At 73.5% G+C, this 22,988-nt stretch carries 5 protein-coding genes; all 5 read left to right on the top strand.

The genetic code is table 11. The annotated features are described in order from the left end of the window. Positions 1–7: 7 nt before the first annotated feature. The 5 genes from ACZ1DY_RS29095 (at position 8) to ACZ1DY_RS29115 (ending at position 22,987) form a co-directional block, all read left to right on the top strand. Positions 8–1,867 carry a trypsin-like serine protease gene (locus ACZ1DY_RS29095; protein WP_465481538.1) on the top strand — a complete coding sequence of 620 codons (1,860 nt, stop codon included), beginning with the start codon at positions 8–10 and terminating at the stop codon, positions 1,865–1,867. Positions 1,868–2,043: 176 nt separating this feature from the next. Next, complete coding sequence (locus tag ACZ1DY_RS29100) at positions 2,044–5,436, top strand: ALF repeat-containing protein (protein ID WP_465481539.1); 3,393 nt, start codon at positions 2,044–2,046, stop codon at positions 5,434–5,436. Between the two features lie 133 nt (positions 5,437–5,569). Then, entirely contained in the window at positions 5,570–8,035 is a 2,466-nt protein-coding gene (locus ACZ1DY_RS29105) for an ATP-binding protein (RefSeq protein WP_465481540.1), read from the top strand. A 73-nt stretch (positions 8,036–8,108) separates the two neighbouring features. After that, a complete protein-coding gene (locus ACZ1DY_RS29110; protein ID WP_465481541.1) occupies positions 8,109–16,073 on the top strand; it encodes an amino acid adenylation domain-containing protein in 7,965 nt (2,654 codons plus the stop codon). Continuing rightward, entirely contained in the window at positions 16,070–22,987 is a 6,918-nt protein-coding gene (locus ACZ1DY_RS29115) for an amino acid adenylation domain-containing protein (RefSeq protein WP_465481542.1), read from the top strand. The genes ACZ1DY_RS29110 and ACZ1DY_RS29115 overlap by 4 nt, the downstream gene beginning before the upstream one ends. Position 22,988: the final 1 nt, after the last annotated feature.

Below are 22,988 nucleotides of genomic sequence, written 5' to 3' on the forward strand. Positions count from 1 at the left end.
CTCAGTCATGAAAAGACCCGCCAGAAGACTGGCTCTGTTGTCCGGCCTGGCACTGGCCGCCACCGCGGTGACGACCACACCCGCGGCGGCCGTCGTCGGCGGCGACGGCGACCACGCGTTCGTCGTGCGGCTGGACATCGGCAACGGCGCCCGCGCCTGCTCGGGCGCCCTGGTCGCGCCCGGCTGGGTGCTCACCTCCGCGAGCTGCTTCGCGGCCACCCCCGGCAGCGGTCTCCCGCCGTCGGGCGCACCTCCTCAGCCCGTCACCGCGACCGTCGGCCGCCCCGATCTCATGACCACCACCGGCGTGGTGCGGAACGTGCTCCGGCTGGTGCCGCACGAGTCACGGGACCTGATGATGGCCCAGCTCAACCTGTCCGTCCCGGGCGTCACCCCGGTCGCGGTCAGCTCGACCGCGCCGACGGCCGGTGAGCGGCTGACCCTCCCCGCCTACGGCCGCACCGCGACCGAGTGGGCGCCGCTGCACCAGCACTCGGGCACCTTCACGGTCGACGCGGTCACCGGTGGGGACCTCGCGCTCACCGGGCAGAACGGCGCCGCCGTCTGCGCCGGCGACACCGGCGGCCCCGCGCTCCGCACCACCGCCTCCGGCGTCGAGGTGGCCGCGGTGAACAGCCGCTCCTGGCAAGGCGGCTGCTTCGGCACGCCGTCGACCGAGACCCGGACCGGGGCGATCGACACCCGCGTCGACGACGTGCGGCCGTGGATCGCGAACGTCGCGCTGGGCGTCCACTGGACCGACGCGGCCACGGTCTCCGGCGACAACCAGACCGACTCGGCGATCGCGACCTCGAACAACGGCGCGACGACCGCGGTGGTGTGGGAGGACGACCGGCTGGGCACCAATCCCGCCGACACCGTCGGCACCAACGTCTACCTGCGGCTGTACCAGAACGGGCAGCCCAAGTTCACCCGCGCGGTCACCGGGACCGGAACGGCGAACTGGAAACACATCCAGCCGGACGTCGCGGTCCGCGACGACGGCACGACCATCGTCACCTACGCGGACGACCATGACGGCAACGGCTACTACGACATCAGGGTGAAGACGTTCGACGCCGCCGCCCGTGAGACCGGCTCGGCCCTGGTCAACGCGAACGCGGCCGGACAGCAGCAGAATCCCCGGATCGCCGCGGACCCGAACGGCACGGGCTTCGCCATCGCCTTCGAAACCTGGAACGGCGCCCCGAAACAGGTGCACCTGGCGTTCTACTCGGCCATCACCACGAAGAAGTGGGAACAGATCATCAGCCCCGGCGCCGGCCCAAGCCAGAACCCCGACGTGGCGATGGGCTCGAACGGGAACGCGGTCGTGGTCTGGGAGATGGACACCGGCGGCGGTTCGTTCGCCATCCGCATCCGCGGGTTCGCCCCGGACGGCACGGAGTCACTGGGGTACCGCGCCCCCGGCGGCACCGGGGATCAGCGTGACGCGAGCGTCGCCGCCGACTTCGCGGGCAACTTCGTCGTCGGCTGGCAGAACGACAGCACGGGCAACAGGCAGGTCGCGGTCCGGTCGTACACCGCGGCGGGTACCGGGGGCCCCACCAGTTACGGCCCGAACGGGGCGGAACCGAAGGTCGGCATCGACGGCCAGCGGCGCGCCGTCGTCGCCTGGCGGTATGGCGGCGAGGTGTACGTGCGCGGCGTCAACGCGGACGGCACCACCACCGGCAGGCTGCCAACACTGCGGACCACCCCCGCGGCGAACTCCAACCCCGACGTCGAGCCCGCGGTGGCCGTCGATCCGGCCGGGGCGATCACGCTGACCCACACCAAGACGATCAACACGGCCGGGTTCAACCAGATCCAGTACGGCACCGGCCTGAGCAACTTCGGCTGGTGACGAGCGGGGCGAAGGTGCCGTGGCGGGTTCAGGGGGTCGTGAGTGGCGATTCGGGTTAGAGCCCGAAACCCCACTCACGACCACCGCCACCGAGCCTGGCCACGACACCTTTGCCTCCCCCTCGGTAAATCCCCGTCCCGCCCTGAAGCAAGCCCCGCTCTGGAAAGGAATCCGTGATGTCCTCGAACGAATGGTCCAGACGCACCGCGCTCCGCGTGTTCGGAGGCGCCGCCGCGCTGACCGCACTGCCCGCCGGGTTCGTTCTCGCCGGCGCCGGCCCGGCTCTCGCCGAGACCGGCCCGGCGGAGGCGGGGTTGCCGGACACCGCCAGGGGCCGGGCACTGTGGCAGTACAAGATCGGCGGCAAGGCGGTCCGCCGTGAGGGGAAGGCCGCCCTGCTCGGTTCGGACGCGGACATCACGGATTTCCTGAACAACCGGCTCCAGCACGCCATCGACGAGGACAACCGGTTCGCCCTCTTCGCCGCGCTGCCCTTCGCGGGCCGGGCGGCCACCGCCGGGATCGGCACCGCCCTGTCCGGCGGCAGCGCCGCGATGTCGGCCTTCCTGCGGGACGGCTACAGCGCCGCGGTCACCGAGGACAAGCGGGTCGAGGTACTGACCATCAAGAACACGGGCGGGACCGCGGTACAGCGGGCGGCGACCAACGCACTGAACACCAACACCCTGGCCGCGTTCACCGCGTTCATCGAGACCGACCAGTACCCGGCTCACGACGAGGACGCCAGGATCCTCGTCTTCACCATGCTCAACACCGGGTCACCGCAGGTGAAGCTCTACGCCCAGCGGGCGATCGACGCCGGTACCCCCGAAGCGATCGACTGGTTCCTGCGCACCGGTCAGTACATCGCCCGCGCCCGCGACGAAGAGTCCGCCACCATCCAGCAGCTGGTCGGGATCGTCGAACGGGAAGGCCGCATCGCGCAACGGTGCACCGATCAGGCCGTTGCCCTGTCCAACGCCGCGAAGGAGGCGGCGGCCAAGGCGAAACAGGCCGCGCTCGCCGCGCTGGCGGAGGCCCAAGCCGCGCAGAACGACGTGCGCCGCTCGGCGAAGGCGGCCAACGCCGCCGCCCGCGCGGCGAAGAACGCGGCCTCCTGCGCGGCCACCGCGATCAGCGCCTCCCGTGCCGCCCAGCAGGCCGCGCGCCGCGCCGCTTATGCCTCCCAGGCCGCCGCGCACGCCACCGCCGCGGCGGGCCAGGCCGCCGCTCGCGCGTACAACGCGGCCATTTCCGCGTCCAACAACGCGAGCGCGGCGGCCGCCGCCCGGCAGGCCGCCGTCACCGCCCGCAACGCCGCCGGGCAAGCGCGGAACGCCGCGAAAGCCGCCGAGCAGGCTCGGATCGCCAGCTGGAGCGCGGTCTCGGCCGGTAGCTCGGCCGCGGCCGCCGCGACCGACGCGGCAGACGCCGCGAAGGCCTCGTCCGACGCCGCGTCGGCCGCCGGGGTGGCAAAGGCCGAGGCCCAGGAAGCGCGTCAGGCCGCGGCCGAAGCCACGGCGGCGGCGGCTCGCGCCAACCGGGCGGCGGAGGCCGCGCGGGGGTTCGCCAACCAGGCCTCCGTGGCGGCCGCCGCCGCACGCGATGCGGCGAACAGCGCGGCCGACCACGCGGACGCCGCGGCGGCCGCCGCGGAGGAGGCCGCCAACCACGCCGGCCAGGCGATCGACTACGCGAACAGGTCCACGGCGGCCGCCCAGCGCGCGGTCACCGCGGCCGAACTGGCCCTGAACACGGTCAACCAGGCACGGGCCGTCGAGCAGGCGGCCAGGGACGCGGAGACCGCCTCGCTGGCCGTGGAGACCGAACTCGGCGTCGAACTCGCCCAGCGGGAGGCGCGGGAGGAGGCGGACGAACGGGCCAGGCTCGCCCGGCAGCAAACCCAGAACGCCTTGACCGACGAGGCGACCCGCACCTTGATCGCCGACGCCGAAACCGCGATGCGCGCCGGCGACACCGGCCGCGCGGCCACGCTGGGACGGCAGGCCGCGCTCCAGCTGATCACGAACGGGCTCACCAGAAGCTGGACCAAGTCGGCGGCGGAGTTCGCCGTCGCGGGCGGTGACGAGGACGTGCTGGCCTGGCTGAGCGCCGACCGGCTGCTGTCACAACGGCAGGACGACGCCGAATCCGTCGCCGCCGTGGCCGGTGTGTCGACGATGGCGGTGGCCTCCGCCGCCGCCCAGGCGCTGGAGGCCGAGAATCCCGGGGCGGTCACCGAATTCCTCACGACCGGCGCGATCAACGCCGCGGCCGAGGACAACAGGCGGACGATCTTCGCCATTCTCGCCGACAATCCCGGGACAGCGGTGCGTACCGCCGCGGAGGCGGCGCTGAACGACGGATCGCCCGCGGCGTTGCACCGGTTCCTCAAGGTGACCATCGTCGACGCGGCCGCCGAGGACGATCAGGTCGAGGCGTACCGGCTGCTCAACGAGGGCGGCCCGTACACGAAGGCGGCGGCGAAGATCGCGCTCGCGGGCACCACGAACATGCGTCGCGGTTTCGTCGCCGGTACCCAGTTCGACACCACTCGACTCGACCACGACTGGGCCACGCACGTCGCCGCCATCCGGGCGGCCATCGCGCACGCGGCCAGGGTCGCGTCGAACGCGCTGGCGGACGCGGCCCTCGCGTCCAAGGCCGCCGCCGAGGCCAGGAAAGCCGCCGCCGAAGCGGTCACCTGGGCCAACCGGGCGGCCGGGTACGCGGCGGACGCCCAACGGTCCGCGACCGAAGCCGCGAACAACGCCACCGCCGCCGAGCAGTCCGCCGCGGACGCCCGGCGGTCCGCGGACCAGGCCGCGGCCGCGGCCGCCGTCGCGAACAAGGCCCGGCGCTCGGCGAACTCCTCGATGCTGCGCGCGTTCGACTGTGCCGACCGGGCGGTCAGCTTCGCCTACCAGGCCCAGGCCTCCGCGAACAGCGCCCGCGTGTCCGCCATCCAGGCGGGCAAAGACGCCACGGCGGCGGCGGAGGCGGCTAGCCACGCCCGGCACATCGTCGTCATGGCCGCGGAAGCCGAAGCCGCGCTCGCGGCGCAGAGGGCGGCGAGGGACGACAGTCTCGATCCCAACGCGCAGGGCGATTCGTCGATCATCGGGATGTGGCAGAACAACCCTGATCGGCTACTGGAGGAATCGGCGAAGTTCTTCGACCGCCTCGCGGACTGGGCGGGCCTGCTCTCCGCCGGCTGCAGTGTCGGCGCGTTGCTCACCGCGGGAGCGCTACCGCTCGCCGCCGTTCTCGCCGCCATCGGCACCGGCGCCAAGATCGTGTCCATCGCCTCCGGATTCCTCGCGGCGGGAGCGAACGGCATGCGTTACGGCTGGGAGAGCAGTGAGTTCCACACAGCCCTCGGGAAGGCGATGGTGAACACCGTCTTCACGGGAATCGGCTCGATCAAGATCGCCAAGAGGTCCCTGCCGGAAGGTTGGTCGGCTATCCCGCAGTTCTTGCTGGAGCGCCATTACGAAAAAATCGGCTCAGTGACGTGGGACGCGTTCGAAGGCACCTTCGGCTGGCTGCACCGTCTCTTCAACCCCTGATCTCCGATCAACGGATGGGCCGGGTCCTCGCTCGCCGCAGGACCCGGCCCGGCGGGCGTTTTCGACCAATTTCGATCAAAATTCTCGGTGAACCTCCACTTTTCGTCGTCGCGCCCGCTCTATCATCCGCAAAATGGACCCCCGGCCGAGGTCGTTGCTGGGTGAGTCGCGGCGGGACGCCGGGCTCACGCAGGAGGAGTTGGCGGAACGCACCGGGCTGACGGTGCGGAGCATCAGCAACATCGAGCGCGGCCGGGTCGCCCGGCCGCGCCGCCATTCGGTGGAGGCACTGGCGCTGGGGCTGGGTCTCCAGGGCGAGCAGGCGAGCCGGTTCGTGCGGCACTACTGCCCGGACGCGGTGTCGCCGGCGAGAACGCCGGTCGTCTCGGTGCCCGCGCAGCTGCCTTCGGGCATCACGTCGTTCATCGGGCGGCAGCGGGAGATCGACGCGCTCGACGCCCTCCACGGCGGGAGGGCCGGCGAGGGTGTCGTCGTCGCGGTGCTGGAGGGTATGGCCGGGGTCGGCAAGACCTCCTTGGCCGTGCAGTGGGCGCAGCGGGTCAAACAGGACTTCCCCGACGGGCAGCTGTTCGCGAACCTGCGCGGGTACGGGCCGGGGGCGCCCGCCGATCCGGCCGAGGTGCTGCGGTCGTTCCTGCGGGCGCTCGGCGTGCCCGTGGCGGACGTGCCCGCCGACCTCGACGACCGGGCCGCGTCGCTGCGTAGTGTGCTGGCCGGCCGTTCGGTGCTCATCGTGCTGGACAACGCCCGCTCGGCGGACCAGGTCCGGCCGCTGCTGCCGGGCCACGCGGGCTGCGCGGTGGTGGTGACGAGCCGCGCGGCACTGCACGGGCTGACGATCAGCGCCGACGCGCACCGGGTGCCGGTGCCACTGCTGACCGAACAGGAGTCGTTCTCCCTGCTCGACCGGTTGGCAGGCCCCGGGCGGCGGTTCGCCGACCGGACCGCGCTCGCCGACATGGTGTCGGGATGCGGCGGCCTGCCGCTCGCCCTGCGCATCGTCGGCGAGCGGCTCGCGCACAACCGGAACCTGGCGAACGTGGCGTCCTCGATGCTCCCGGCGGGGAACCGGCTCGCCGCGCTGACCACCGAAGAGAAGACCACCTCGCTGCCTTCCGTGCTGTCCTGGTCCTACGACGCGCTACCCGGCGACGTGGCCTCGGGCCTGCGGCTGCTCGGGCTTCATCCCGGCCCGCACTGGGACACCGCCGCCGCGGCCGCGCTGCTGGGCACGGATCCGGCGGAGACCCGCCGGATCCTCGACGCGCTCGTCGACAGCCATCTGCTGCTCGCGCACCGCGCGGACGGCCGGTTCGAGTTCCACGACCTGGTCCGCGACTACGCGCGCGGCCGCGCCGACGAGGAACCGGCGGAGCGGCGGTCGGCGGCCCTGCGCCGTCTCGGCGAGCATTGTGTGGCCGGGGCGGCCGACGCGGCCAGGGCGATGACGGCGGGCGACCCCAACCGAAGACCCCTGCTCACCCCGGTCGCCGGGAACGTCGTGTTCACCGGCGCCGAGGAGGCGGCGACCTGGCTGGCGGCGGAGCTGCCCACCTTGATCGCCATCGCGGAACAGTCGTCGGCCACCGGCGACACCTACGCCCGCGACCTCTCGACCGTGCTGTGGCAGGCGTTGCGGGTGAACGGTCACTACGGTGCCCTGCGCACCCTGCACCGGCTCGCACTCACCGAGGCACAGCGGGCGGGCGACGCCATCGGCACCCAGCAGGCGCTCGTCGACCTGGCCGCGATCTGCGCCAGGCTCGGCCATTTCGACGAGGCGGTGACCCATCTGACCCGCTGCCTCGACGTCGACGGGAGCCCGGTCGTCGCCGGCCGCGCGCTGAACACGCTCGGCACCGTGTACGCGCAGCTGGGCCGGTACACCGCCGCGGTGGACCATCTGAGCAGGGCGGTCACGGTGTCCCAGGAGACCGGGGATCGCCTCAACGAGGGACGTTCGCTGTCGAACCTCGGCTTCATCCACGAACGCCGGGGCGATCTGGACGCCGCTCTCGGCTGCTACCGACAGTGCCTGACCATCGCCCAGAGCATCGACGACCGGCTGAGCGAGGCGATCTCGCTGCACAATCTCGGCGACGTGTACCGCGCGCTGGGCCGGTGGGCGGAAGCCCGCGACCACCTCGACCGGTCGCTGGCGGTCAGCAGGGCCGAGGGCCACCGCGAGGCCGAAGGGTACGCACTGGCCTATCTCGGGCTGGTGCACCTCCGGCAGGGCGACCTGGCCGCGGCCCGCCTGCATCAGGAGGCGGCGCTCGACATCGCGGTGGCGACCGGCATCCGGCCGCTGGAGACCCTCGTGCACAACGGGCTCGCGGACAGCGCGCTGGCGTGCGGGGACCGGTCGTCCGCGATGGCGCACTACACGCGCGCCGCCGACCTCGCCCGGCTCACCAGCGAACCGCACGAAGAGGCCCGCGCGCTGACCGGGATCGCCGCGATCCACGACGACGCCGGTGATCCGGACAAGGCCAGGCCGTTCCGCGAACGCGCGCGGACGCTGTACGACGCCATGGGCACCGCGATGGTCGTGACCGGAACTTCGCCCGCCGGATAGTTCCGGTCGGAGTTCCTGGTCCCGGCGTCGTCCCGCAAGTTCAATCTGCCGAGGTCCGGAATTCCGGACGGGCATGAGGGGATTCAGCGGGTTGCGGGCAGATCTGGGTGCGTTCGACCGGGTACACGAGGCGTTCGAGGAGCAGGCGCGGAAGACGCCCCACCGCTGTGCGCTCGTCGCGCGTGAGGAGCGGCTGAGCTACGCCCGGCTGGACGAGGCCGCGAACTCGGTCGCGCACGCCCTGCTCGGCCGCGGGGTGGCGCGCGGTGACCTGGTCGGCGTCTGCCTGCGCCGCGGCCGCTGGCTGGTGCCCGCGCTGCTGGGAGTGCTGAAGGCGGGATGCGCGTACGTCCCGCTGGACCCGTCCGCTCCCCCGGCGCACGGCGCGTCGGTCGTCGCGGACTCCGGGCTGTCGCTGGTGCTGGCGGACGAACCTGATCCGGCCGCGCTCGCGGACGCCGGCGTGCCGGTGCTGGCCGTCGGGGACGCCGCCTCCTCCCCCACGACCTCCCCCGGTGTCCCGGGTTCCGGCACGGATCTCGCGTACGTGATCTACACATCCGGCTCCACCGGCAGGCCGAAAGGCGTCCAGGTCGAGCACCGCAACGTGCTCGCGCTGCTGGCGTGGGCGGCCGCGACCTACGGCGACGACGAACTGCGTGGCGTGCTCGGCGCCGCGTCGGTCTGTTTCGACGCGTCCGTCGCCGAGGTGTTCCCGCCGCTGGTGACCGGCGGGAGCCTGGTGCTCGCCGAGAACCTGCTCGCGCTGCCCGGGCTCGCCACGCGGGACGAGGTGACGTTCGTGCAGGGCGTGCCGTCCGTACTGGCGGTGCTGGCGCGCACGCCGCTACCGCGTTCGGTGCGGACCGTCGCGATCGCGGGTGAGGCACTGCACCGGTCGCTCGTCGACCGTCTCTACGCCAACCCGGGCGTACGGCGGATCGTGAACTGCTACGGCCCGACCGAAGCGACGGTGAACTGCTCGTGCCACGAAGTAGACCGGGACGGGCTGGACGACCCGCCGATCGGCACCCCGCTGCCCGGCGCCGCGTTCTCGGTGCGGGCCACCGACGGCCGCGCGCTCGGTGACGGCGAGGTCGGTGAGCTGTGGGTCAGCGGGGCGCTCGTGACCCGCGGGTACCTGGGGCAGCCGGAGCTGACCGCCGAGAAGTTCGTGACCGACTCCCACGGCGTCCGGCACTACCGCACCGGTGACCTGGTCCGGTGCCGCGACGGCGTGCACCATTTCGTCGGCCGCGCCGACGACCAGGTGAAGGTGCGCGGCTTCCGGATCGAACCGGGACAGGTCCAGGCGGCGCTGCTCACCCATCCTGCCGTCGGCAACGCGGTGGTGCTCGCGCCCGCCGACGAGCACGGGGAGCGCAGGCTCGTCGGGTTCGCCGAACCGGCCGGTGATTCGGTGTCCGAGCCGGAACTGTTGCGGTGGCTGCGATCGCGGCTGCCCGCGCATTTGGTGCCGTCCCGGATCGCCGTGCTCGACGCGATCCCGCTCGGCACGACCGGAAAGGCGGACCGGGCCGCGCTGGCGGCGTGGGTGTTCGACCGTGAGGAGACCGCGTACGTCGCCCCGCGTACCGAGGCCGAGCGGCTGGTCGCCGACGTGGTCGCGGCCGCGTTCGGGTTGCCGGGGATCGGGGTGCACGACCGGTTCTCCGAGTCGGGCGGGCATTCCCTCGCCGCGGCGCGCGCGGTCGCGCTGCTGCGGGAGGCCACCGGCCGGGTGGTGACGCTGGCGGAATTCCTCTCCGGCGGCACGGTGGAGGCGGTCGCACGGCGGCTCGCGGACGCCCCGGCCGCGGCGCCCTCGGTGGCACTGCGGGAAAACCCGGACCGTGACAGCTACCCGCTGACCGGCACGCAGCGGGATCTGTGGACCCTCGCCCAGCTCGGCTCGACCGGTACCGCGACGACGGTCGCGTGGCGGCTGCGGCTTCATGGCCGGGTGTCGCTGCCCACGCTGCGGGCGGCCGCGGACGGCATCGTGGCGCGGCACGAGGTGTTGCGCGGCACGATCGGTGACCACGACGGCGAACCGGTCATGGTGGTGGGGCCGCCGGCGCCGGTCCCCGTGGACGAGCACGACCTGCGCGGGCTCGCCGACGCGGACCGCCGTGCGAAGGAACTGGCCGAGGCCGCCGCCCGGCACGCGTTCGACCTCACCAAGGACACGCCGCTCCTGCGGATCACGCTGCTCCGCCTCGCCGACGACGTGGCCGACCTGGTCGTCGTGTCCGACCACATCGCCACCGACGGCGCGTCCGTCGGTGTGCTCATGGCGGAACTGGCCGGCGCGCCCGCGGCTTCCTTCGCGCAGGTCGGTGCGGTGGCGTTGCGGGAACGCGCGCTTGCGGGGGTGCCCGGCGAGCGAGACCGGCTGAAGGCGTACTGGTCGGCCGAGCTGGCGGGAGCGACGCCGCCGGACGCCCTGTTCGACCGCGTCGTGCACGGCCGTCGGCGTTTCGCCGGTGAGCGGATCAGCACGCCGTTGCCCGAGTCGCTGGGATCGGCGGTGCGCGCGCTGGCCGAATCGACCGGGGTGACGCCGTTCGCGGTGTACCTGTCCGCGGTGGGGGTGCTGGTCGGCGAGCTGGTGCGGGGCCAGGACGTGCTCCTCGGGATGGCTGCGGCGCAACGGGACCGCCCCGAGCTCGAACACACCATCGGCCCGCTGGTCGACGTCCTGCCGGTCCGGTTGCGGCTCGACGCGGACACTTCGTTCCGCGACCTGCTGCGCGCGGCCATGACCACCGCGGCACACGCCATCGATCACCGCGGCCTGCCCAGCGGTGAACTCGCCGGGCTGTGGGGTGGCGACCGGCCCGCCGGGGTCCCGCTCACGCCGGTGTCGATCGCGGTGCAACCCGACGGCGTCCCGCTGTCGGCGTACGGGCCCGGCACCCGGCTGGACCTGCTCGGCGAGCTGCCGACCGGCGGCGGTCACACCCCGCTGACGGTGTTCGTGAACGCCAACGTCGGCGGCGCCGAACTGATCGTCGAGCACGACCCGTCGTGGCTCGCGCCCGGCCGCGCCCGCTGGTTCTCCCGTTCCCTGGTGCACCTTCTGCGTTCCGCGGTGTCCACACCGGACATCGCGCTGTCCGCGCTGGCACCGGCGGCGGACGGGGAAATCGCCGAGCTGACGACGTGGGGAGCCGGCCCCGCGCTGCCCGCCGGCGACGCGACCGGGGTGCCGGACGCGGTGTGGCGCACCGCGTCGCGGACACCGGACGCGGTCGCGGTGTCGTCGGAGAGCGGACGGCTGACGTACGCGGAACTGGCAGGCCACGCCGACCGGATCGCGCGTGCACTCGCCGCGTCCGGGGTGACGGCCGGCGACACGGTCGGGGTCTGCCTGCCACGTGACGAGTTCCTGCCCGCCGCGCTGCTCGCCGTCTGGCGGGCGGGTGCGGGGTACCTGCCGCTCGACACCGAGCAACCCGCCGCCAGACTGGCCCAGCTCGCGAGTGAGGCGGAGCTGCGCGTCGTGCTCACGCGGGGCGACGCCCAGCCGATGGCGTCGGAGGTCGCCGAAGCCGTACCGGGCCTGCGCGTGGTCGACGCCGACCGAACCGACGGAGAGCCTTTCGAGCCGGTATTGCCGGACGGCGACGCGCTCGCCTACGTGCTGTACACGTCGGGGTCGACCGGGCGGCCCAAGGGTGTCGAGATCAGCCACGCCAACCTCCACGCGTTCGTCCGGTCGCGGATGCTCTCCCCCGGCATGACGCGGGACGACGCGATGCTCGCGCTCGCGCCGCTCGCCTTCGACGTGTCCGCCGAAGAACTGTGGTGGCCGCTCGCCACCGGCGCGCGCTGCGTCGTCGCCGACCGCGACACCGCCGTCGACGGTCACCGGCTCGCGCGGCGGATCGCCGAGAGCGGTGTCACGGTCGTCGACCTGACGCCCACGAGCCTGCGGATGCTGCTCGCCGCGGGCTGGTCAGGCGACCCCGCGCTGCGGCTGCTGCTCGGCGGCGAGGTGCTCGACCCGGAGCTCGCCGCGCGGGCCCTGCCGCTGGTCGGCGAGCTGTGGAACGGGTACGGCCCCACGGAGACCACGGTCGCGGCGACCGCGCACCGGCTCACCGGCCAGGACCGGGACCGGGTCCCGATCGGCTCGCCGACGCCGGGCGCCCGGCTGTACGTGGTGGACGAGGCGGGCAGGCTCGCGCCGCCCGGCGCGATCGGTGAGCTGTGGATCGGTGGCGCCGGTGTGGCGACCGGCTACCGGGCGCGGCCCGAGCTGACCTCGTCCGCGTTCGTCGCCGACCCGGTCCGTCCCGGCGAACGCTGCTACCGCACCGGTGACCTGGTCCGGTGGCGTCCCGACGCGACGCTGGAGTTCCTCGGGCGCGCCGACGACCAGGTGAAGGTGCGCGGCAACCGGTTCGAGCCGGGCGAGATCGAGTCCGTCCTTCGTGGACTGTCCGATGTGGATGATGCGGCGGTGGCGGTCGCCGCGGAAGGCGTGGACGCGCACGTGATCGGCTACCTCACTCCCGCGACCGTCGACGCGGCGGCCGTCGAGCGGCAGCTGCGGAGGCTGTTGCCCGCATACATGGTGCCAAGCTCGTGGCACACCCTGGACACGCTTCCCTTGCTGCCCAACGGAAAGCTCGACCGTCGGGCGCTCCCGCCGGTGCCCGGCACCCCTCCGGCCGCGGCCGCGCCGCTTTCGGACGCCGAAGCGCTGGTCGCGCGGGTCTGGCGGGAATGCCTCGAACTCGACGGGGAGATCGGGCCGGACAGCGACTTCTTCGCGCTCGGCGGCCGGTCGCTGGCGGCGACCAGGGTGGTCGGCCTCCTGCACACCCGGCTGAGACGCCGGGTCACCGTCCGCACCTTGTTCGACCACCCGGTACTCGCCGACTTCACCGCACGGATCGACAGGGAACCCGCCTTCGACGACCGCCCGCTCGTCGCCCGGGCGGACCCTGCCGCACCCGCGCCGCTCTCGCCGGCGCAGCGCATGCTGTGGTTCGCGGCGAAGCTCGACCCGGACAGCGCCGCCTACAACTCCCCCACCGTGCTGCGGCTCCGGGGCGCGCTGGACGAGCCGCGCCTGTACCGCGCGGTCCACGCGCTCGCCACGCGCCATCACGTGCTGCGCAGCCTCTTCACCGAGATCGAAGGGGAGCCGGTCGCGCTCCTCGGGCCCGCCGAAGCCGTACCTATGTCCACTGTGGACATCGAGGAAAGGTCGGCGGACACGGCCGTGGCGGCCGAGATCCGGCGGCCGTTCGCGCTGGACGCCACGCCACCGCTGCGCGTGGTCCTGTTCCGGCTCGCCCCGGACCACCACGTGCTGACCCTGACCTGCCACCACATCGCCACCGACGCGGTCTCCCAACGGCTCCTGCTGTCCGAAGTGGACCACTTCTACCGCACCGAACCCGGCGACTGGCCGACACCACCGGCACTCCAGTACGCCGACCACGCCGCACGGGAACGCGAGCAGGACCGGACCGCGGGTCTCGACTGGTGGGAGCGGCGGCTCGCGGACCTGCCCGCGTTGCGGCTGCCCGCCGACCTGCCCCGCCCCGCCGTCGCCGACTGGACGGCGGCCGAGGTCCCGGTCCGGCTGCCCGCGGACGTCACGGGCCGGGTCCGCGCCTTGGCGGGTGACGCCGGGACCACGCCGTTCACGATCCTGCTCGCGGCCTGGCAACTGCTGCTCGCGCGGCTGGCCGGGGTACGGGACCTCGCGGTCGCCGTTCCGCACAGCGGCCGCCGCACCGCCGAACTGGCCGGGATGGTCGGCTTCTTCGTGAACACCGTGGCCATCCGCGCCGATTTCGGAGCCCGGTCGGGCCGCGACCTCGTGGCCAGGACACGCGCGGCGGCACTCGACGCGTTCGCGCACGCCGACGTGCCGTTCGACGAGGTCGTGCGGCGGCTCGCGCCGGAGCGGGACCCGGCGAGCACCCCGGTGTGCCAGGTGATGATGAACGTCCTCGACGAGCAGGCGACCGCGGAGCTCGGTGATCTGGCCGTGACGGTGCTGCCGCAACCGGTCGCCACCGCGCTGTACGACCTGAACCTGGACCTCGCCGCCACCGGCGACGGCTACGTGGGAAGGCTCGTGTTCCGCGCCGATCTGTTCGACCGCGCCACGATCGAACGGTGGTCCCGCTGGTACGGCACCCTCCTCGACCGGCTCACCGCCGATCCGGCCGCCGAACTGTCCACACTGGACATATCGGACGACGCGGAACGGGCGGCGCTGCGCCGCTGGGGTACCGGGAACCCGTTGCCCGCCAACCGGACCGTGGTCACCGACGTGCTCGCGCAACCGCCCGGCGCGGTGGCGACGTCGTCACCGGCCGGACGACTGTCCTATGGAGACCTGGCCGACCGGTCGGCACAGGGCGCCCGCGGTCTGCTCGCCGCGGGCGTCACCACCGGCGACGTGGTCGGCGTGTGCCTGCCCCGCGACGAACACCTGCCCGCCGGGCTGCTCGCGGTGTGGCGGGCGGGTGGCGCGTACCTGCCACTGGATCCAGGCCACCCCGCGGACCGGATCGCGGCGCTCGCCGCCGATGCCGGGGTCCGGGTCGTCGCCGCCCGCGGACAAGCGCTGAACGTGGCCCGCACCGCGTTGCCGCAGCTGACCGTCGTGGACCTCGACGCCCCTGTCACGGACAGCCGCACCCTGCGAGAGCCGGGCCAAGACGACCTCGCCTACGTCCTCTACACGTCCGGCTCGACCGGCGAACCGAAGGGCGTCGCGGTCACGCACCGGAACCTCGCCGCGTTGGTCGACGCCTTCCGCGAGGTCACCGACGTGCGGCCGTCCGACACCTGGCTCGCCATCGCGCCGCTCGTGTTCGACACGGCCACCGGCGAGATCTGGACGACGCTGACCGCGGGCGCGCACTGCGCGATCGCCGACCGGGACTGCGCCATCGACGGGCACGCGCTCGTGCGGCGGCTCGTCTCGACCGGCGCGACCAAGTTCAACCCGACACCGACCACCTTGCGGATGCTCGTCGCCGCCGGGCTCCCCGATCTGCCGGGACTGCACGTGTTCTCCGGCGGCGAGACCCTCGACGTCGCGCTGGCACGGCAGATCACCGCCCGGGTCGCGAGCCTGCGCAACTGCTACGGACCCACGGAGACCACCATCACCGCGACCACACATCTGGTGACCACCGCCGACCTGGCGGCCGACCGGCCGATACCGATCGGCGGCCCCCTCGGCGGCACCCTGCTCACGGTGATCGACCCGTTCGGCCGGGTCGCGCTGCCCGGTGCGGTCGGCGAGCTGGCCATCGGCGGCGCCGGTGTGACACCGGGCTACCTTGGCCGCCCGGAGCGGACCGCGGCCGCCTTCGGCATCGACCCGTTGCACGGCGGGCGTTCCTACCGCACCGGGGATCTGGTCCGCTGGCGCGCCGACGGCGTGCTGGAGTTCCACGGCCGCGCCGACCACCAGGTGAAGATCCGCGGGAACCGGGTGGAACTCGGAGAGGTGGAACACGTGCTGCGCACGGTCCCCGGAGTGACCGACGCGGTGGTCGTGATGCGCACCGGAGAAGGCGAACCCCACCTCGTCGGTTATCTCACCCCGTCCACTGTGGACACCGAGACGGTGGCGGCCGTGCTGCGCGGCCGATTGCCCGGCTACGCGGTACCGCACCGGTGGGTCTCACTCGACGCGTTCCCGGTCACCGCGACCGGCAAGGTGGACCGCGCCGCGCTGCCCGCACCCTCGGCACCGGCGAGGCCGGACAGCCCGCCCGCGTCGGCGGTCGAGGAACTCATCGCGATCACCTGGGCCGAGATGCTCGGCCGGGAGCGGGTCGGCGCGCTGGACGACTTCTTCGGCCTCGGCGGACATTCGCTCGCCGCGACCAAGGTCGTCGGCCGCCTCGCCGAGGCGTTCGGTTTCCCCGTCCCGGTGCGGTGCCTGTTCGACCGGCCGGTGTTGCGGGAATTCGCCACGGAACTGGAACGGATCGCGATGACCGCACTGGCGGACGACGGCGCCGATGTCCCGACCGGGAGCACGGCATGACCGACTCACTCGTCACTCCCGCACAACGACGCCTGCGCGAGCTGCTCGCCGGCCGCGCCACCGCCGCGTTGCACGGCGGGACGCCCGTCGCGAAGGAGCCAGCCATCCCCCGGCTCCCTCGCGACGGGACACCGGTGCCGCTGTCGTCCGCGCAGGCCAGGTTGTGGTTCCTGGCCCGCTTCGAACCCGGCGGCCACGCCTACAACCTGCCGCTCGTGCTCGAACTGGCGGGACCGGCCGACGAGACCGCGCTCCTCGCCGCGGTCCGGGACGTCGCCGACCGCCACGACGTGCTCCGCGGCGTGTACCGGGAGATCGACGGCGTGCCGATGCGGTGCGCCGGACCGGCCGTCCCGGTGTCCATTGTGGACGTCGCCGCGGCGGAGCTGGACGCCGAGGTGGCCGCCGAGGCCACCCGTCCGTTCGCGCTCGAGGACGAGCCACCGATGCGGGCTGTGCTGTTCCGGGTCGACGCCGACCGGCGGGTGCTGGCGCTGACGTTCCACCACATCGCGATGGACGCCCCGTCGGCCGCGGTCGTGCTCGACGACCTCGCCGCCTGTTACGCGGCCCGCCTCGGCGTCCGTGACCTGCCGCCGGAACCGCCGCTCCAGTACGCGGACCTGGTGGCGTGGAACGATTCCAGGCCGGACACCGCCGAGGCCGACCTGGCTTGGTGGCACGAACGGCTCGCCGGGCTCCCACCGGTGCTGGAGCTGCCGACCGACCGGCCTCGCCCGGCCGTCGCCGGGGACGACGGCGCCGAGGTCGAGGTCGAAGTGCCCGCCGCGCTCACCGCGCGGGTGCGGGAGATCGGCCGCGCCACCGGCGTCACCCCGTTCATGGTGTTCCTGGCGTGCTGGCAGACACTGCTCGCCAGGCTGGCCGGGACCACCGACGTGCCGGTGGGGGTGCCGGAGTCCGGCCGCCGCCACCCGGACGCCGAACGGGTCGTCGGCTGCTTCGTCACCACGCTGGTGCTGCGCACCGACCTGGCCGGTGCGGTCACCGGCCGCGAACTGCTCGCCGCCGCCCGGGACACGGTGCTCGACGCGTTCGCCCACCCGGACGTGCCGTTCGAGCGGATCGTCGAACGGGTCGCGCCACGACGCGGGCTCGACGCCTCGCCGATCTTCCAGGTCATGCTCAACGTGCTCGACGAACCGTCGCGGACGCCCGAATTCCCCGGCCTGGCCGCACGGGTCACCGAACCGCCGGTGCGGAGCGTCAAGTTCGACCTGAACCTCGCGCTGTCCCGGTCCGGCGACGGCTATTCGGGCGGGCTGTCCTACCGCACCGACCTGTTCGACCGGGGCACCGCGGACCGGATCGCCCGCTGGTTCGTCACCCTCGTCGACGGGATCACCGCGGACCTCGACCGGCCGGTGGCCGAAGTGCCGATCGAAGCCGTCACCGCGCCGGTGCTGGCGGGACCGGAACCGGGGCGGACGGAGCTTCGCCCGGTGCACACGCTGATCGAGGACACCGCCGACCGCTACCCGGACCGGGTCGCCGTGGTCGGCGCGACCGGCTCGCTCACCTACCGGCGGCTCGACGAACGGGCCAACCGGATCGCGCACCGGCTGCGGGCGCTCGGCGTGCGCGCCGACGAGCCGGTCGGGATACTGCTCGAACAGGGTACGGACGTAGCGTGCGCGGTACTGGGCATCATGAAGTCCGGCGGCGCGTACCTGCCGATGGACACCACCTACCCGCGGGCGCGGGTGGCCACCATCCTCGCCACCGCCGGCGCGCGGATCCTGCTCGCCGAACCCGGCCTCGACGTCACCGTTCCCGGCGTCACCGTCCTGACGGTCGACGACGCGGTCGCCGCCCAGCCGGACACCCGCCCGGACGTCCCGGTCGCGGGGACCGACCTGATCCACGTGATCTTCACATCCGGTTCGACCGGTGCGCCGAAGGGGGTCGCGGTCGAGCACCGCAACGTCGCGCACTACCTGTCGGGCATGCTGCCCCGGCTCGGTGACGTGGCGGGCGCGTCGTTCGCGGTCGTCTCCACCCCTGCGGCCGACTTCGGCCTCACCGGCGTGTACGGCGCGCTGACCACCGGCGGCACCGTCCACCTGGTCGACCGGGACACCGCGATGGATCCGGAGTCCTTCGCCGGGTACCTCGCCGAGCACCCGGCCGACGTGCTCAAGTGCGTGCCCAGTCATCTGGAACTCCTTGCCCGGCACGGGGATCTGGCCACCGTGCTGCCGAGGCGGCTGCTGATCCTCGCCGGTGAGGCGTGTCCGTGGTCGCTCGTCGAGCGCGTCGAGGCGGCCCGCCCCGGCCTTCGGGTGCAGAGTCACTACGGGCACACCGAGAGCACGATGATCTCGATGACGTGCGACGTGGCGGCCGTCCCGCCGCACGAGCGCACCGGATACGTGCCACTCGGCACGCCGCTGCCCGGGGTCGTCGGGCATCTCGTCGACGCGCGCGGCGCGGTCGTGCCCGAGGGCATGACCGGTGAACTGGTGATCGGCGGGCCGCAGATCACCCGCGGCTATCTGGGCGACGACACGCAGACCGCGGCCCGGTTCGTGCCCGACCCGCTGGGCACCGGCGTGCGATGCTTCCGCAGCGGCGATCTGCTGCGGGTGCGGGCCGACGGCGCCGTGCAGTTCCTCGGCCGCGCCGACGACCAGGTCAAGGTGCGCGGCCACCGGGTGGAACTGGGCGAGGTCACCGCCGCGCTCCGCGACGTCGACGGGGTGGCCGAGGCCGTGGTGCTGCCGGTCGGCACCGGCCTGGACCGCAGGCTCGCCGCCTGGCTGGTCGGGCCGGGGCTCGACGTGGCGACCGTCCGCCGGACGCTGCGGGAACGCCTGCCCGACTACCTGGTGCCCGCCTCGCTCACGGTCCTGGATCGCTTGCCGCTCAACGCGAACGGCAAGATCGACCGGTCCGCGCTGCCCGACGTCGCCGAGCGGGAGCCCGCCGCGCGGAGGCCGGTGGCGACCCCGGCCGAGCGGCTCGTGGCGCGGGTCTGGGGCGACGTCCTCGGGAACGCCGACATCTCCGCCGACGACGACTTCTTCGCCGTGGGCGGTCATTCCTTCGCCGCGGTGCGCGTGGCGGGGCGGCTGGGTGAGGCGCTGCGCCGGGACGTCGCCGTGCGCACGGTGTTCGAGCACCCGGTGCTGGCCGACCTCGCCGCCGCGCTGGCCGCCGATCCGGGCGGCGCGTTCGGCGGCGCGCCCATCCCCGTGCGGCCGGACCCCGAAGCGCCCGCGCCCTTGTCGTCGGCGCAGGCGCGGCTGTGGTTTCTCGAACTGCTCGGCCCGGGGTCGGCCTATCACGCCGATCTCGTGCTGCGGCTGCGCGGGCCGCTGGACGCGGCGGCGATGGTGCTCGCCGTACGGGACGTCGCCGCCCGGCACACCGTCCTGCGCAGCGTCGTCGAGGAGCGGGACGGCACCCCGGTGGCCGTTCCGGTTCCCGCCGACCGCGTGCCCGTGTCCATTGTGGACGTATCCGCGGACCGGGTGGACGCGGCGTGCCGGGCGGAGCTGGCGCGGCCGTTCGCGCTCGACCGGGAGCCGCCGCTGCGGGCCTCGCTGTTCCGGATCGCCGCCGGTGAGCACGTCCTCGCGCTCACCGTGCACCACATCGCGACCGACAACTGGTCGCGCGGCGTCATCGGCACGGATCTCGCCGACGCGTACGCCGCGCGGCTCGCGGGATCGGCACCGGACGCGGCCCTGCCCGTCCAGTACGCGGACTACGCCGCCTGGCTGGCCGCCCGCGGGCGCGACGAGGACCTGGACTGGTGGTGCGACCGGCTGTCCGGGCTGCCGCCGCTGCTCGCGTTGCCGACCGACCGGCCCCGCCCGGCGGTGGCCGGCTGGTCCGGCGGGCACGTCCGGTTCGCCCTCCCCGCCGCGCTCACCGCACGCGTCCGGCAGGTCGCGGCCGAGGCGGGCGTGACGCCGTTCATGGTGCTGCTGGCCTGCTGGCAAGAACTGCTCGGCCGCCGCGCCGGGACCGACGACGTCGCCGTCGGCGTGCCGGAATCCGGGCGGCATCACCCGGACGCCGAGTCGACGGTGGGCTGTTTCGTGAACACGCTCGTGTTGCGCACGGACCTCGGCGGCGACCCGACCGTGCGGGAGTTGCTCGGCCGGTCCCGCGAGACCGTGCTCGGCGCGTTCGCGCACGCCGAGACACCTCTCGAAAGGATCATCGAGCGGCTGCGGCCGGAGCGGTCGGTGGGCGCGACGCCGATCTTCCAGGTATTGCTGAACGTTCTCGACCAGCCGGCGACGCCGCCCGCCATCCCGGGTGTCGAGGTGACGGCCGTCCGCGACGCGGGCGAGCAGGTGAAGTTCGACCTCAGCATGGTGCTGGTCAACGACGGCGACACCTACCTCGGCGGCCTCGCCTACCGGGCCGACCTGTTCGACGCCGTCACCGCCGACGGGATCGTCGCGGACTTCCAAGCACTCCTGACCGGGTTACTGTCCGATGTGGACCAGCCGGTCGCCGCGGTCGGTCCGGCCCGCAGCGGGCCCCGCCCGGTCACCGAGCCCATTCCCGTGACGGTGAAGGGTTCCCGTGCACTGGAAACGCCGGCCGAGCAACGCGTCGCCCAGGTATGGGCACAGGTACTCGGCTTGCCCGAGGTCCGTGCGGACGACGACTTCTTCGCCCTCGGCGGCCATTCGTTCACCGCGGTCCGCGCGGTCCGGCTGATCGACGAGCGGCTCCGGGTCATCGACCTGTTCCTGCACCCGACCGTCCGCGAACTGGCCGCCCATCTCGACGCCGGGCGGGAGACCGACGACGGGCGCCTGCTGCACCGCCTCTCCCCCGCCCGCGCGGGCACACCGGAGCTGACGCTCGTCTGCGTGCCCTACGGCGGCGGCTCGGCCGCGGTGTTCCAGCCGCTGGCCACCGAACTCGCCGCCGCCGCACCGGAAATCGACCTGCTCGCCGTCGAACTGCCCGGCCATGACGTGGCCCGGCCCGACGAGGCGTTCCGCACCGTCGACGAGGTCGTGGACCTGCTGGCCGACGAGATCGGCCGGACCGTCACCGGCCCTGTCGCGGTGTACGGGCACTGCGTCGGCTCCGCGGTGGCCACCGCGCTCGCCGCCCGGCTCGAGTCCGACGGCCGCGTCGTCGCCGGAGTGGTCGTGGCGGGCAGCTTCCCCGCCGCACGCCTGCCGGGCAGGCTGTCGGCCTGGCTGCAGCGCCGGTTCCCGCGCGAACGCTGGGTGGCGGACCGGCTCTACCGGGACACGCTGCGGGCCACCGGCGGACTGCTGGACGACATGGACGAGTCCGCGAGCGCGGCGATGCTGCGGGCGTTGCGGCACGACGCCGGGCAGGCGCAGGCGTGGTTCGGCCGCGCGCTCGACCCGGACGCCGCCGGAAGACCCCGGCTCACGGCCCCGGTCCTGTGCGTGGTCGGGTCGAGCGACCCGGCGACCGAGCTGTACCAGGAGCGATACCGCGAGTGGGGCGTGTTCGCCGATCGCGTCGAACTGGCCGTGCTGCCCAAGGCCGGGCACTACTTCCTGCGCCACCAGGCCGCCGAGGTCGCCGCACTGCTGCGGGACCGGCTGTCCCGCTGGGCCGGCGGCGACCTGCCGCCCGAAGTCCACGACGTCCCGGTCGCCGCGACCGCGACCCGGCGCGGGCTGCGTGCGTTCTACACCGTGGCGGGTGGCCAGGCGGTGTCGATGATCGGCAACGAGCTGAGCGCGTTCGCCCTCGGCGTGTGGGCCTATCAGCTCAGCGGCCGCGTCGTCGACCTCGCGCTGGTCATGTTGCTCGCCCGCGTGCCGAGCATGCTGCTGACCCCGATCGGCGGCGCGCTCGCCGACCGGGTCGACCGCAGGCGGATCATGCTGTGCTGCGACCTGGCGAGCGGCGCGGCGATGGCCGTGCTCGCCGTGCTGTTCGCCTTGGGGCGGCTGGATCTCGTGGCGGTGTGCGCGATCGTCGGGGTCATGTCGGTGGCTTCGGCGTTCCACCGGCCCGCCTACCTGGCGGCGATCGCCCAGCTGGTGCCGAAGCCGTACCTGCCGCAGGCCAACGCGCTCGCCGACATGGGCGCCGGGCTCGGCACCGTGCTCGGGCCCGTCCTCGGCGGTGTCCTCATGGGACTGTCCGGGCTGACCGCGGTCGTCGTGGTCGACGTCGCCACGTTCGCGATCGGGGTGCTCACCCTGGTGCTGGTGCGGTTCCCGAACCGGATGTTCTTCACCCAGGCCGAACCGTTCGCGAAGGCGGTCACCGGCGGATGGAGGTTCGTGCTGCGCCGCAAACCGCTGCTGGTGATGATCGGCTACTTCGCGGTGGTCAACTACTTCACCGCCGTGATGTGGGTCGGGCTCACCCCGCTGGTCCTGTCGATCGGCTCGACGGGCGAACTGGGGATGGTCAGTGCCGTCGGCGGGATCGGGGCGGCGGTGGGCGCGCTCGTCGTGATCACCTGGGGCGGCACCGCGCGCCGGGCCACCGGCATGATCGCCTTCGTCATCGGCTCCGGGCTCGGCGTGGCGCTGATGGGCGCGTGGCCTTCGGTGTTCGTGGTCGCGATCGGCCTGTTCGTGCGGCTGGCGTGTATGAGCATCGGCAACGCGCACTGGCTGTCGGTGATCCAGACGAAGGTCGGCCAGCGGTTGCAGGGCCGGGTGCTGGCGATCAACGTCATGCTGGCCACCGCCATGCAACCGCTCGGCTTCCTGACCGCGGGACCGCTCGCCGACCGGCTCGGCGGCTTCGCCACGCTGATGGTGGTCTCCGGCGCCGTGCTGGTGGTGTGGGGTGTGCTCGGCCTGCGGTACCGGCCGCTGCGCGACATCGAGGACCTGCTGCCGGACGCGGCGCCACCGGCGGAGATCGACGCCGACCTCGACCGCGTGCAGGCGGTCGCCGACCGGAACCTGGCGCGGTGAC

It is taken from the genome of Amycolatopsis sp. PSD-21 (assembly GCF_055561455.1).

Coding starts and splice junctions, on each gene's coding strand:
- ACZ1DY_RS29105 (WP_465481540.1), top strand. CDS start 5,570: ATGGACCCCCGGCCGAGGTCGTTGCTGGGTGAGTCGCGGCGGGACGCC.
- ACZ1DY_RS29095 (WP_465481538.1), top strand. CDS start 8: ATGAAAAGACCCGCCAGAAGACTGGCTCTGTTGTCCGGCCTGGCACTG.
- ACZ1DY_RS29100 (WP_465481539.1), top strand. CDS start 2,044: ATGTCCTCGAACGAATGGTCCAGACGCACCGCGCTCCGCGTGTTCGGA.
- ACZ1DY_RS29115 (WP_465481542.1), top strand. CDS start 16,070: ATGACCGACTCACTCGTCACTCCCGCACAACGACGCCTGCGCGAGCTG.
- ACZ1DY_RS29110 (WP_465481541.1), top strand. CDS start 8,109: ATGAGGGGATTCAGCGGGTTGCGGGCAGATCTGGGTGCGTTCGACCGG.